The organism is Undibacterium sp. GW821-FHT11B02 (assembly GCF_058808955.1).
Window position 1 is genome coordinate 143,251 of the sequence record NZ_JBXASD010000001.1, and the last position, 13,306, is coordinate 156,556.

Annotated in this window: 16 protein-coding genes; 11 read left to right on the top strand and 5 right to left on the bottom strand. The window is 51.9% G+C overall.

Features of this window, described 5'->3' with window-relative positions; translation table 11 throughout:
- The first annotated feature begins 188 nt into the window (after positions 1-188).
- The 4 genes from AC1RVX_RS00645 to AC1RVX_RS00660 all read left to right on the top strand — a co-directional run bounded on the left by AC1RVX_RS00645 (position 189) and on the right by AC1RVX_RS00660 (position 3,087).
- Positions 189-911, top strand: coding sequence for a response regulator (locus AC1RVX_RS00645; RefSeq protein WP_493214657.1), 723 nt, complete (start codon positions 189-191; stop codon positions 909-911).
- Between the two features lie 2 nt (positions 912-913).
- Entirely contained in the window at positions 914-1,285 is a 372-nt protein-coding gene (locus AC1RVX_RS00650; protein WP_493214658.1) for a GTPase, read from the top strand.
- Between the two features lie 209 nt (positions 1,286-1,494).
- Positions 1,495-1,752 (top strand): BTH_I0359 family protein, encoded by a 258-nt coding sequence (locus AC1RVX_RS00655; protein WP_493214659.1) that lies wholly within the window; start codon positions 1,495-1,497, stop codon positions 1,750-1,752.
- Between the two features lie 303 nt (positions 1,753-2,055).
- Complete coding sequence (locus AC1RVX_RS00660) at positions 2,056-3,087, top strand: adenosine deaminase (protein ID WP_493214660.1); 1,032 nt, start codon at positions 2,056-2,058, stop codon at positions 3,085-3,087.
- A gap of 1 nt (position 3,088) precedes the next feature.
- Here AC1RVX_RS00660 and AC1RVX_RS00665 read toward each other — a convergent pair whose 3' ends face one another.
- Positions 3,089-4,255 carry an NAD(P)/FAD-dependent oxidoreductase gene (locus tag AC1RVX_RS00665; protein WP_493214661.1) on the bottom strand — a complete coding sequence of 389 codons (1,167 nt, stop codon included), beginning with the start codon at positions 4,253-4,255 and terminating at the stop codon, positions 3,089-3,091.
- Between the two features lie 23 nt (positions 4,256-4,278).
- The gene (locus AC1RVX_RS00670; protein ID WP_493214662.1) at positions 4,279-5,283 is read right to left on the bottom strand and encodes a GlxA family transcriptional regulator; all 1,005 of its coding nucleotides are present in this window, start codon (positions 5,281-5,283) and stop codon (positions 4,279-4,281) included.
- Positions 5,284-5,417: 134 nt separating this feature from the next.
- Between AC1RVX_RS00670 and AC1RVX_RS00675 the strand changes: the two genes are divergently transcribed.
- From AC1RVX_RS00675 to AC1RVX_RS00695, 5 genes are all read left to right on the top strand, one after another.
- On the top strand, positions 5,418-5,681 hold the full coding sequence (locus AC1RVX_RS00675) for a tautomerase family protein (protein ID WP_493214663.1): 264 nt from the start codon (positions 5,418-5,420) through the stop codon (positions 5,679-5,681).
- Positions 5,678-6,109, top strand: coding sequence for an MAPEG family protein (locus AC1RVX_RS00680; RefSeq protein WP_493214664.1), 432 nt, complete (start codon positions 5,678-5,680; stop codon positions 6,107-6,109). The genes AC1RVX_RS00675 and AC1RVX_RS00680 overlap by 4 nt, the downstream gene beginning before the upstream one ends.
- Positions 6,110-6,160: 51 nt before the next feature.
- A complete protein-coding gene (locus AC1RVX_RS00685; RefSeq protein ID WP_493214665.1) occupies positions 6,161-6,742 on the top strand; it encodes a gamma carbonic anhydrase family protein in 582 nt (193 codons plus the stop codon).
- A gap of 283 nt (positions 6,743-7,025) precedes the next feature.
- Positions 7,026-8,240 (top strand): HDOD domain-containing protein, encoded by a 1,215-nt coding sequence (locus tag AC1RVX_RS00690; RefSeq protein ID WP_493214666.1) that lies wholly within the window; start codon positions 7,026-7,028, stop codon positions 8,238-8,240.
- A 132-nt stretch (positions 8,241-8,372) separates the two neighbouring features.
- Entirely contained in the window at positions 8,373-8,909 is a 537-nt protein-coding gene (locus tag AC1RVX_RS00695; RefSeq protein ID WP_493214667.1) for a DUF6985 domain-containing protein, read from the top strand.
- 23 nt (positions 8,910-8,932) lie between these two features.
- Here AC1RVX_RS00695 and AC1RVX_RS00700 read toward each other — a convergent pair whose 3' ends face one another.
- A complete protein-coding gene (locus AC1RVX_RS00700; protein ID WP_493214668.1) occupies positions 8,933-9,376 on the bottom strand; it encodes a carboxymuconolactone decarboxylase family protein in 444 nt (147 codons plus the stop codon).
- Between the two features lie 100 nt (positions 9,377-9,476).
- Positions 9,477-10,373 carry an RNA polymerase sigma-70 factor gene (locus AC1RVX_RS00705; protein ID WP_493215144.1) on the bottom strand — a complete coding sequence of 299 codons (897 nt, stop codon included), beginning with the start codon at positions 10,371-10,373 and terminating at the stop codon, positions 9,477-9,479.
- A 123-nt stretch (positions 10,374-10,496) separates the two neighbouring features.
- Here AC1RVX_RS00705 and AC1RVX_RS00710 point away from each other — a divergent pair, with 123 nt between their 5' ends.
- Positions 10,497-10,739 carry a hypothetical protein gene (locus tag AC1RVX_RS00710; protein WP_493214669.1) on the top strand — a complete coding sequence of 81 codons (243 nt, stop codon included), beginning with the start codon at positions 10,497-10,499 and terminating at the stop codon, positions 10,737-10,739.
- Between the two features lie 44 nt (positions 10,740-10,783).
- On the opposite strand, the gene AC1RVX_RS00715 is transcribed toward AC1RVX_RS00710, so the two are convergent.
- Positions 10,784-11,572 (bottom strand): FadR/GntR family transcriptional regulator, encoded by a 789-nt coding sequence (locus tag AC1RVX_RS00715; RefSeq protein ID WP_493214670.1) that lies wholly within the window; start codon positions 11,570-11,572, stop codon positions 10,784-10,786.
- Positions 11,573-11,910: 338 nt separating this feature from the next.
- Here AC1RVX_RS00715 and AC1RVX_RS00720 point away from each other — a divergent pair, with 338 nt between their 5' ends.
- A complete protein-coding gene (locus tag AC1RVX_RS00720) occupies positions 11,911-13,242 on the top strand; it encodes an MFS transporter (protein WP_493214671.1) in 1,332 nt (443 codons plus the stop codon).
- The last annotated feature ends 64 nt before the right edge of the window (positions 13,243-13,306 follow it).

Below are 13,306 nucleotides of genomic sequence, written 5' to 3' on the forward strand. Positions count from 1 at the left end.
TGAGCAAACCATCCTTCTGATGTTCCCAAAAGAGGAATGCAGACAAAAAGCAGTCGGGTCATTTTGAATTTTTTTATCCGGCAGAAGGTAGGCGGCAATTTCCGGAAACGGAATGGTGGCAGACAAGCGCAGGAAATGAACGGCAAGAAGCACCCAAGAAAACATAGAGGCAGTAATAGGGTAGATTTATGGCAAACATATTGGTCGTAGATGATGAAATGGGGATCCGGGAATTGTTGTCAGAAATTCTTGGGGATGAAGGACACGTAGTCCAACTTGCTGAAAATGCACAGCAAGCACGCCAGGCCCGACAGGAAGCGCGGCCAGACCTGGTTTTGCTTGATATCTGGATGCCTGACACCGATGGCGTGACACTGTTGAAAGAATGGCAGCGCGATGGCTTGCTGACCATGCCAGTCATCATGATGTCTGGTCATGCCACCATTGATACCGCTGTTGAGGCGACCCGTATTGGTGCCCTGAATTTCCTGGAGAAACCTATTGCCCTGCAAAAATTGCTGAAAGCAGTACAACAAGGCCTGACCCGCAGTTCAGAAACACCAAAACCGGCGGCACCAGCCCTGCGCGTGATCAGCAATGACAATGCAACCACACCAACCATGTCTGGCAGTTTTGGCAATGCAACGCCGGCTTATGAAGCGCGTCATTTTTCAGCAGCACAGCCAGTAGTGGCAACACCGAATAACCAGTTTTCCAGCCTGTCTTTTGACCTGCCACTGCGCGAAGCGCGGGATGCCTTTGAGCGTATCTATTTTGAGTATCACCTGAACCGCGAAGGCGGCAGCATGACGCGCGTCGCCGAAAAAACAGGGCTGGAACGTACTCACCTGTATCGCAAACTCAAGCAACTGGGTGTAGAGTCGATGAAATACGCCAAACGTGGTGAGTAAGTTTGAACATCGCGAAAGCACAATTACATCTGGTACATGGCGGTAGTTATACTCAAAGGGAGGCGGCGATTGCGGCCTCCCTTTCCCGTTTACCTGCATCCCCAAGCAATGCTGTGATTCTTGAAGGCTTGCCCGATGGGCAGGATATCTTGCTTCCCTCTGTCAATCTGTACATCAGCCGCATTGCTCCGGGTTGCTTTTGTTGCATAGGTAATATCAGCCTGCGTGTCACCCTGAATCGCACCCTGCGTCAAAAACCAGCCCATATCTTCCTGAGTGTCGCCAGCGATGCCCATCTGGATCAATTGAAGCTCACCTTGCAAGAACCAGCCTATGGCAACTGGTTGGAGATCAGCAGCCAGTCAGGCTTGTGAACCAATGTTAAGTACCCCTAAAGTTCAGAGGTTGCCGTGCCGTAATACTTCATGTAAGCCAGCATCACATAAAAAGAAGAGTACCCGAGGAAGCGTTACGCAGTAGCTCCATCAAGTACTATTCTTGAAATTCGCTGTCGTCAGCACCATGTCTGCTCTATGTACGGTAACCAGAGGAAAACTTCCTCCAGCCAGAAAGGATGCACAAAATGAATCTTATTTATAACAGCGAACAATATAGCGTCATCGAGTATGTCGCTGATTCCGATCACGAAGCCTTGCGCTTCGGCGGTTATGAAATCACTGACAAGGCAGTACGGCGCGAGTGGTTCATTGGTGGCCCGTTGGCGATCAATTTCCGCAAAGATGTCACTGACCTTATCGCTTCCGAACCCAGCATAGAAGAAATCGACGATTTTCTCGGTCAATTTGATGGCTATATGGGTCAGAGCGTTTTGCTGCACTAATCCAGATCCTGTGCTGCCATGGCAAATATGCATGGCAGCCTTGCCTCCTTCCTTCATCATCTGCATCAATTGCTGCCCTTTGCTCAGCGGGATTGAGCACACCGCAGCCGAATAACATTTAACGATATGCCACAGGCGATACAGGACATCATGCGCACCTGATACCTGCATCGTGATCGCAATGTTATTTTAACCAATACTTGGCTGGCATGAATGATGCATCCTCCGCTGATACGAAACGGATATTGCACTACACTGGTCGAAGCTATCCAACATTCCTTATTCTTGATTCAGGTCTGACTTATGAGTACTACGCTCCATGATTTTATCCGCGGCCTGCCGAAAGCCGAATTACATCTGCATATAGAAGGTTCACTGGAACCAGAACTGATGTTCGCCCTGGCACAAAAAAATAGCGTACAACTACCCTACGCCACGGTGGATGAAGTGCGTGCTGCCTATGATTTTGAAGACTTGCAGTCATTCCTGAACCTGTATTATGCCGGCGCTGCCGTGTTGCAGACCGAACAGGATTTCTTTGACCTGACCCACGCCTATATCCAGCGTGCACTGGCTGATAATGTACGCCATGTGGAATTATTTTTTGATCCGCAAACCCATACCGCACGTGGCATTCCCATTGCCACCGTATTTGCAGGCATCGCCCGCGCCTTGCGTGAAGCACGTGCCAGCCATGGTTTTTCTGGTGCGATGATACTGTGCTTCTTGCGTCATCTGAGTGAAGAAGACGCCATCGCCACGCTGGAAGCAGCACTGCCCTTGCGTGATCAATATGCCGACCTGTGGACAGGGGTTGGACTGGATTCTGCCGAAGTCGGCAATCCGCCAGAAAAATTTGCCCATGTATTTACGATTGCCCAGGCCATGGGGTTTCGCCTGGTCGCCCATGCTGGTGAAGAAGGGCCTCCAGCCTATATCCACGCTGCACTGGATATCTTGCAAGTTGAACGCATAGACCATGGCGTACGTGCCGAAGAAGACCCTGCCCTGATGGCGAAGCTGCAGCAAAACCGCATGCCGCTGACCGTCTGCCCGCTGTCGAATCTGAAGCTATGCGTGGTAAAGGATATGCGTGATCACAACCTGGCACGCATGCTGCGGGCCGGCTTATGTGTGACTATCAATTCCGACGACCCAGCTTATTTCGGTGGCTACATGAATGCGAATTACATCGCCACCGCCGATGCACTGCAACTCAGCAAGAATGAATTGCTGCAACTGGCACATAACGCTTTTGAAGCTTCATTTGTCACGTCTGAGCAGAAAAAGATCTGGATGGATGAACTGGATGCGTATGCTGCCAGCACACATTAATTCAAATCACATTCTTTTCCAGCAACGGGCTGCCATCGAGTAAACGTTGCACTGACAAAGGCGACAAATCCAGGCTGCTGTAAACACCGTCCACCAACAGTTCTGCCATGCCGCGCCCGACAGCGGGTGCGTGTTGCATGCCATGGCCACTGAAACCATTTGCCAGCATCAAATTCGATAACTGCGGGTGTGCGCCGATGACGGCATTCTGGTCAAACACATTGTATTCATAGTAACCGGCCCAGGCTCTTTGCATGCGTAAAGCTTCAAAAGCGGGAACGCGATTGGCCATGATTTGCCAGACCGTATCAAACTGATCGTAATCGGCTTCCAGCGGCGCATCATCGGGATCATTTTCTGGCGGCAAGCCACATATCCAATGCTGCCCCTCTGGACGTAACCACAAACCGGATGGATCAATGATAAGCGGACAAGCGGGTGTCAGCGCCGGACTGGACACCACAAATACTGTGCGCGTGCGACCAACCACCGGTAAATCAAACCCCGTGTCAGCCAACAAGGAACGCGCCCATGCACCAGCCGCGTTCACTGCCCAGTCACAGGTAATGACGGTACCGTCCCGCAAACGCACACCCTGCACTTTGCCCTGGCTGTGTTCAAACCCTTGTGCATCAGCCTGAATATAACGAACACCCAGGCTGCGTGCCTTGCGACGAAATGCCATCAGCAAGGCATAGCCGTCAAACCAGCCTTCGCCATGTAAGCCTAACGATCCCAGCGCTAAATCCTCCACGTTCAACCAGGGGAATCTGCGTTGCAGTGCATCTTGTTCAAACAGGGCAACATCAACCTGCTCTGCCTTTTGTATCCGATGATTGTCTCGCAGTGTGTCGGTACCTGCCGCCGTCGCCAGATACAGGTAACCGTGTTCTGTTAAACCCAATTCTGGCACCTCGCCATCCACTGCCAGATGCTGATGCAGTTCACGCAGGAATGTGATGCCGAACTGCGACATCTGTATATTCAGCGGGGTGCTGAATTGCTGACGTATGGAACTGGCCGACAATGCGGATGAAGCATGGGTATAAGTGGGATCCCGCTCAAGCACGGTCACCCGGCCCTGAAAATGCGAATGCACTGCAAGAAAATAGGCAATCGCACTACCGATGACACCACCGCCAACAATCACTATATGTCTGTTATCCATTCCGATTATCCCATCCCGGATGTTTAAAAACGCAGACCAAATCTGCGGCGGTAATCCTTGGGCGTCACCTGCGCCCACTGTTTAAAGATTTTACTGAAACTGGAGACATCTTCATACCCGCAGCGCGCTGTAATATCTTCCAATGACAGGCGAGTGGTTTCCAGCAAGGCCTTGGCACGTTCCACCCGCAGTTGCTGTACATAGTGAATCGGACTGAGATTGGTCGCATCCTGGAATCGCCTGAGCAAGGTACGCTGGCTGACATGACAATAGCTGGCCAGTTCTGCCATGGTCCAGCGTTGATCCAGGCGCTGGTTCAGCCAGCGACGTGCACGCTCTATCACTGCATGCCCCTGATCCTGCATCATGGCCTTGGCGATATAGGGGGCCTGGCTATTCCGGTTGGCATCCACCACCAGAATTTTGGCTGTCAACTGACGTAATTCTTCACCGGCGAAATGCGCCACCAGCCACAGCGACAAGTCGATATATGAAGTCACTCCTCCAGAAGACACCAGCTTGCCATCCTGGACAATCAGTTCTTCTGCCTCCAGCAAGACTTTGGGGAAGTGCTTGCGGAAATAGGCGCTCAACCACCAACTGGTGGTGGCACGCCGGCCATCAAGTTTGCCCGTCCTGGCCAGCAGGCTGGTGCTGGAACAACTGGAAATCAGCAGGCGATCGCGTTGCAGATATTCATGCAGCAAAGCCTGTTCTGGCCCCAGTTCTGCCATCAAGGCATCAAGTTGGCTGCTGTCCCTGTGGTCAATACCGGGCACCATCAACGCATCCAGTTTTTGTGTAGCTATGTCGCGCGCCTGAAAATGCAAGCCACCAACTTCTTGCATGATGTCACCACGGGCGCTGACCCAGAAAGCGTCGAACTGTACCGGTCTGGCACCTGCCGGGCGTATACCAGCCAGGGTATTCGCAATAGAGAATACGTCTATCGGCATCACAGCACCGCTGCGCAAACAGCCGGGATACACCAGCACACCGATACGGATAATATTGTCAGCAATCGTCATATGGCTAATTCAAACCTCTTTTTGTCGATTCAGCCAATGGTACAACTTTTCCGTGACCGCCACAATCAAGGCTCTTACTAACCGGCTGTGCACTGTGAATCACTCACAGCACACAGCCACCACCAGGAGCCAGCATGCCCTTCGTACAAATACACACCATCAAAGGAATGTTAAACGCCAATCAAAAACAGTTATTGCTCGAAAGAATTGCCGATGTCATGGTCGACATCGAGGGTGCAGGTGACCCTGAATTCAGGAAATCGATCTGGATCAACATACAGGAGAGTGAAGCAGAGAGCTGGTTCATGAGTGGCTTGCACCCTTCCACACGGCAGATCAAACAATTCCTCGCTGTCAGGAATGCATGTGCCACAATTAGCGAAGAGGTTGCCAAATGATGGCCTTCCCTGCCCTGTCCAGTTTTGTGCTGGCCTTGCTGGCCCTGTTTTTAAAAGCCAGCCTGTTAAGTGCCCTGCAGGTCATCAGCCGCATACGCAGTCGCCGCTACCTCTTGTCAGAAGATGCAGGCATGTTTGGCCTGCGTCCGGTAGAGGCCGAGTCTGAGCTGGTGCAACGCTGCGCCCGCGTGTGGCGCAACGATGTCGAAAACCTGCCGCTGTTCCTGGCGCTGGCGCTCAGCTATGTCTTGCTGGGTGGCGACGCATACAGTGCCAACTGGCTGTTCGGCAGCTATGTGCTGGTACGCTATCTGCATACCATCGTCTACCTGCGTGGCTTGCAGCCATGGCGTGCCATGCTGTATCTGTCGGGCATGGCGGTATGCTGGATGATCGCTGTGGGCAACCTTCACCACATTCATCTGTAAAGCGGTATCCTGCTACTTCCTTGCTATTTTTCTGCATCCTGAGAGGCGCATATGGCTTTCATTGGTCCCGATGTCACACTTGACCGTCCCGTATATGTGCATGACACGGCACAACTATATGGCAAGATCAGCGTGGGGCAGAATGCCTCCATCTGGATCAATGTGGTGGCCAGGGCCGAGCATAAGGAAATCATCATCGGTCCGTACACCAATATCCAGGACTTTGTCATGCTGCATATTGGTGACCAGACACCGACCATCATAGGCAGCCATTGCTCGATCACCCATCATTGCACTATCCATGGCTGTACCATAGGGGATAGCTGCCTGATAGGCATCAATTCCACCATCATGGATGGCTGCGTGATCGGGGATAACTGCATTATTGCCGGCCATAGCTTCCTGAAGGAAGGCACGGTCATTCCCGACAATTCCATCGTCATGGGTACCCCTGGCAAAGTCGTACGTACCCAAAACAATTATGTGCGCAATCGCCTGAATGCCTATATGTACTATAAAAACGGTCTGGCTTACGCCACCGGCGAATACCGCGAATGGGCCAGGGAAGATTTCCCGACAGAAATCATGGCAGAAATTGACAGACTGAATACCCAGCTTACTTTGGAAAAATGACAATTTAAGTTAAAACCCGGCCAGAAACCGCATACCAGGCCGACTTGGGATTGACACACACCAGGCAAATATACAAACTGAAAGCCTTGGCCTGCGCGCCTGCCTTAGAACCTGTTCACGATCTGTAGCGAGCGGGCGTCAGCGGGGTCAGGGCAACATAAAATGCAGCGCAAAAAGCGGAATGTACTCTAGTACATGAGCATTTTGAGCAGCGCATGAGCCTCGATCACGCCTGCGCAGTAAGATCGTGAGCAGGTTCTTAGTTCGAAGTGAAAGGGAAACCGTGTCGAATACCCTGAGCAAATTCTTTAACCGCCTGTTTGGTGGCGGTGACCAGGTACCGGTAAGCGCCAGCCAGGGAAATCCGCCTGCCGCTGTGCCAGAACCGGTAATGAGCGCAGCGGCAGCACTGGTCAAGGCAACCACGCCAGCAGTAACGCCAGTATCAGCACCTGCTATGGCCAGGACCGATCCGGATATGTCACCCTCCGTCACGCAGCCAGCCGAGGTATTGACCAGCGTCCCGCCTGCTGCCGAAGCAACACATGCAGAAAAACTCGTCGCATGGAAACCTGCACTGCCTATCGACAGTCTTTACTTTGACTGGATCATGGGCTATCCAGGTGAAGGCGGTAACTTTGAAACTGAACAAACCATACTGCAAGCCTTGTACAAATTGCTTGCATCTGACCTTAACGATGCCGTCATTGTGCCGCGTGTGCCCAGCGTCATCCCGCAACTGCTGAACAGCCTGCGCAGCAAGACCATTTCTGCCGGTGAATTGTCGCGTCAGATTGTCAAGGATGTGGTACTGGTTGGTGAAGTCATCAATACTGTCAACAGCGCCCTGTACAACCCGGCTGATCGCATCAACAGTCTGGAAAAAGCAGTGATGATACTGGGTGAAGAAGGCTTGCGGTTGGTGATAGCCAAAGTCGCCTTCCGTCCCATCATCAATCTGAATGCCGGGCAATTTACCCGTCGTGCGGCACCGCATATCTGGAACCAGTCAGAAAAATGTGCGGTCGCCTGTCATACCCTGGCCCGCAATATGGATCCTTTCCATGCCTTTTTGACGGGTCTGATGAAAAACGTCGGCCTCATCATCGCCTTCCGCTTGCTGGACCAGACTTGCGAACAGGGTAAATTCAAATATTCCGCCAGTTTCCAGCCCATCTTTTCTTCCGTGGCTGCCACCCTGTCGTACCGCATCGCCCAACGCTGGGAATTTCCAGAACATGTCATCCTGGCCTTGCAACAACAAGCTGGCGGACGCAAGCCCATAGAATGGAGCCCATTGGGACGTTTGCTGCACACTGCCGACCTGATCAGCAAGATGCGCCTGCTGGTCAACCATGCACAATTGAGCAGTAGTGATAAAAAACTCAGAATAGGTCTGAACCCGGATGAAGTCAGTTGCTTTGATCTGCTGAATGAAATCCAGCTGTACGACACTACCGGTGTACAGCAGCAACCGACTGAATTGAAGGAAAATTAACTTCAGCCGCTGGTTCGCACGCCTGTTGCCAGACTTGTATGGGACAATACGGCCCCTGCCCGGATATTGCTTGCTTCAGGACGCAACCGGCGACACATCAACAAACGGCATCAGCAAACTGGAAGACAGACCATGCATATTCCCGGCCTTGGAACACTGGACAAAGATGAAGAAAGTGGCTGGTATGTCAGCCAGACAGTCGTGGTCCCTGCACTGAATCAGCATGCATACACCTTCCTGCTGGAAGGTTATGATGATGCTGACGAAACGACACAAGCCGCCTATCAAAGTGCCATCAAGCATTTCATTGAGATTGATCCATCTGTCCTGAGCAAGGCAGAAACTGACATATTTGCCTATTACCAGGACACCGTCAGTTACCGTAAATCCGAAAAACTGGATGTGGTACACATCGCCAAAGCAGCTGATGTCTGGCAACACATACAATTTGGTGATGAGGCCCTGATTTGCCAGCGCCCGAATGGTGACAAGACCGTATATGTGTCTATCGAATGCGATTGCGACTGGGAAGTAGAACAGGGCTTGCAAATCGTCTTTCGTCAGGGACAGGTCATCAGCAAGGTCGGGCCTTTCGATGACTTTATGAGCAATGCAGATGCCTATGGCGAACCCGGCCTTGATAAAGTTATTTATCAAAGCCGTGGTTAATCAGGGCATCAGGATTGGGCAAATCAACGCATTGAAAAACTAGCTCCACAAGCAATCGCCACCCGGTTCCACGCATTCATGACACCAATGACAAAAGCGAGTTCAACCAGTTCTTTTTCTGTGAAATGTTTCGGCAATTCTTGTTGAAGATCTTCGTCAACATGCTTGATGGCGATGCATGTGAGCGCTTCACTCCATGCCAATGCGGCCCTTTCACGCTCGCTGAAGCAAGGTGCTTCACGCCAGCATACCAGGCTGTTCAGGCGTTGAAAATTGTCGCCATGTTCCAGCAGGTCATGTGCATGTTTGTCGACGCAAAACGCACAGCCATTGATTTGTGAAACCCGCAAGAAAACCAGGTCAATGAGAGCCTTGCCAAGGCTGCTGGTATCGAGGACAGTATTGACGCCAGCCAGGGCTTGATACGCTGCTGGTGCAAGGCCAGGGAAATTCAGTTTGAGTGTCATGATAATGCTCCAGGTTAAAAAATGAGAAAAGTCCAATTACTTTCTTCATCTATAAGACGCTGGAGAAAATCTATTTGTGACAGCTTGATTGAATAATCTCTTAATTATTTTTCGCTGGTATGCTCATACCCTGATATGCCTGTAATTTATCCGGATTGCGGATGGTATACAGGTCGAGGATTTTTTCGCCATCGCTGACGATGGAAATCGTGGCATCAAACTTGCCGTCAATGAAGCGCAGCAAACCGGGCTCGCCATTGATGTTGACTTCGACAAACTGCATGCGTTGAGGGAAATTTCTGGCAATTACATGGAACAAACGGGAAATGCGACTTGCACCGTGCAGAATGCGGTTGACCGAAGACACCTTGCCACCACCGTCGCCTATCATTTGCGCGTCATCAGCAAACAAGGCATTCAGGGCCTGTAAATCACCACTTTGCGCTGCCAGGGTAAAGCGCAGCAACAATTGGCGATGATCATCCCGGCTGACCTGGAAACGGGGTTTATCCTGCTGTACCCGTTCTTTTGCACGGTGTACCAGTTGCCGGCAGGCTGCCGCGGTCTTGTTGAGCATACCGGCCACTTCCGGGTAGTCAATATCAAAGACCTGATGTAACAGAAAGGCAGCCCGTTCTTCTGCTGACAGACGCTCCAGCATGGTCAAAAAAGCCAGTGAGACATCGCTACTAAACTCGGCCATCAGCTCCGGCGTCTGGCTATCCACTTCTATCATCGGTTCGGGTAACCAGGGGCCGGTATAGTTTTCACGCTCGCGCTTGAGCACGCGCAATCTATCCACGCAAAGGCGACTGATGACGGTGACCAGCCAGGCCTGGGGTTCACGGATTTGAAGTACCTCAGCTTCACTGAGCGCATGCCAGCGCAGATAGGTATTTTGCACCATGTCTTCCGCCTCGGCGCGAGAAGCCAGCATGCGATAGGCAATGCCGAACAGGCGGGGTCTATGGTCAGTAAAGCTTTGGAGACGGTTCATCATGCTCGCATTCCAGATTAATCATGATGATAAGACGAAACAGCTTAACTGTTTGTGACAGCTAATTTAAAAAAATTTTCATAAATTACGTCTTTTCTTTCAAACTGAAAGCCATCAAAATCTGTGACGTATGCCAGCAATTACATTGGTGGCACGGTCCGCTGTACTGATCTTGTCACTCATCAACACCCCCTAGGGTTGGATGCTGGACTTTTTGATAGAAGGCACCAGAGCAAACGGCGCATTGAAGCACAGGGCATTCAAACCGATGTTACGAGTGCAGGTATCACCCGCTTTTTCACCAAACTGGTGATGCATATTCGAATTGAAGCCATCACAGGTCATCCTGCTTTTGCTTCAGATTAATACGCTGTATCAGGACTCTAGCAAAAGCATAATGGCACCAGGTTTTAGCCAGTCTCCAGATTGCGCGCCAACTCGCCGCCGCTACCGAGCCAGAATTCCCGATCAGCCTGACGCACCCGCTCGGCCGCATGCGCCATGTGTTCGGCAGCGGCGATCCGGGCTAAATCCGGCTCACGTGCGGCAATCGCCCTCACAATTTTTTCGTGTTCCTCGCGTACCTGATTCGCGAAATCTGCACGCCGCGCTTCATTGGCACGCGTCACCTTGACTGCAGCACGAGCAGATTGAGCGAACATTTCCAAAAATTTAACCCAGTACGGGTTGCCGGTCGCTTCGGCAATGCTTAGATGGAAGCGTACATCTTCCTCGACCCCGCTGACGCCAGACGCCTCTGCCTCCTCAATGCGCCGCAGGGCATGCTCAATTTCCGCCAATTGCCCCGGTGTACGTCGCACTGCAGCCAATGCCGCTGTTTCCGATTCCAACCCGCGACGCACTTCGATCAGGTTCAGCAGTGATTGCACAGACTGCTCGGTCAACTCGTCATCCGTGGCAACCGGCGGACCTTCCATCTGGCAGATGAAGGTGCCGCTACCTTTACGTGTGCTGAGTATGCCTTGCTCCTTGAGCAAGGCGATTGCTTCCCGCAGCACAGTGCGGCTGACACCGAAATGCTGGGCCATCGCCGTCTCGGACGGCAGCCGTGTACCCGGTGCCAAACTATCGCTACGGATTTTTTCCAGCAACTTGTCCGCGACACGCGAACCCAGCGTGCCAGCAGCAAAGTCGCCATGGTCGGGATCGGGCAGATTAAAAATCATCGTTTGGTTCACGTAATCCATTCTTTTTATTACCAATTGCGCAACAACAATTTTTCTGATTGCAATAAAACAACTCTACCAGGACTTACGCAAACTGTCCCAACAGGGCGACAGCTACGAAGGCAGCACCTTTAAGTACGACAAGGAGCTGCAACGTAGCTGGGGCGGTTTTGCGTAAGTCCTGTCTACGTTAATAACTGTCCACCATTATACAAATAATACAGCTTGACTGACTCAAAGTAGACAGCTAATATACATCTAAACATATTATATACAACTTGCCGAAGGCACACAGAGGCCAATATAAACCAGGCAAGAGATCGTTTCATAACCAACGTCAGGAGACAACGATGACGATTTCCGGAACACACCCAACCGGGCTGGACAAGCTCGCCTCCCCCCTTTCAAGTACTGACGAGGCCTCGGTCTATAGAAAAGTAACGTGGCGCATTGTGCCGTTTCTCATGCTCTGTTACATCGTCGCGTATCTTGACCGCGTCAACGTCGGCTTCGCCAAGTTGCAGATGCTGAATGACTTGAAGTTCAGCGAAACCGTCTTCGGTCTCGGTGCCGGGGTCTTCTTCATCGGCTATTTCTTGTTCGAGGTTCCCAGCAACGTCATCTTGCACCGGGTCGGCGCACGGGTCTGGATCGCCCGTATCATGATCACCTGGGCGGTGATTTCCGGGGCTTTCATGTTTGTCAGCACACCGGCCACTTTTTACGTCATGCGGTTCTTGCTCGGCTTGGCCGAGGCGGGTTTCTTTCCCGGAATTATTCTGTACCTGACTTACTGGTATCCGGCAGCGCGACGCGCACGCATGGTATGCACCTTTATGACGGCAATCCCACTCGCCGGTGTAATCGGCGGACCACTATCCGGCTGGATCATGGAATCGTTTGCTGGCATTCATGGGTGGACCGGGTGGCAATGGATGTTCATTCTTGAAGCAGCGCCAGCAATCATTCTCGGTATTGCGGTCCTGTTATATCTGGACGATGGTATTCAATCAGCAAAATGGTTGAACGAATCGGAGAAGCGCTTGTTAACAGAGCGCATCGATCAAGACGCCAAAGGGAAGGTCGCGCATCCTTCGCTGCGCGCAATGTTTGGTGATGGCCGTATATGGCTGATGGCATTGATTTATTTCTGCTGCGTGATGGGCCAGTACGGCTTGACGTTCTGGATGCCAACACTGATCAAGACGGCTGGCATCAAGGGTGTATTCAATATCGGCATGTTTACCGCGATTCCTTATTCGGCGGCCGCGATCACCATGCTGCTGCTGGGTCGCAGCTCGGACCAGCATAGCGAACGTCGCTGGCATCTGGTGATTCCTATGCTGCTGGGTGCGGTCGGCTTGATAGGTAGCGCGCTGGCCGGTACCACCAATACGGAAATTGCAATCGTATTTCTGACCATTGCAGCTGCTGGCGTGCTGTCATCGGCTCCGCTTTTCTGGAGTCTCCCAACGGCCTTCCTGGATGGCGTGGCCGCAGCAGCTGGCATTGCGGCAATTAATTCGGTAGGCAACCTGGCCGGTTTCGCCAGCCCATATCTGATCGGCGCGATCAAGGATTTGACGCAATCCACCGACATTGGCATGTATGCCTTATCCGGTGTGCTGGTGGCCGGAGCGATTATCGTGCTGAGCTTACCGGCGCGGCTGGTGAACCGTTAAGCATGTCGGCCCGGCAGCAGCAAATTTCGCCGGGCCCTGGGACATTCAATTTTTTTCTGAAGCA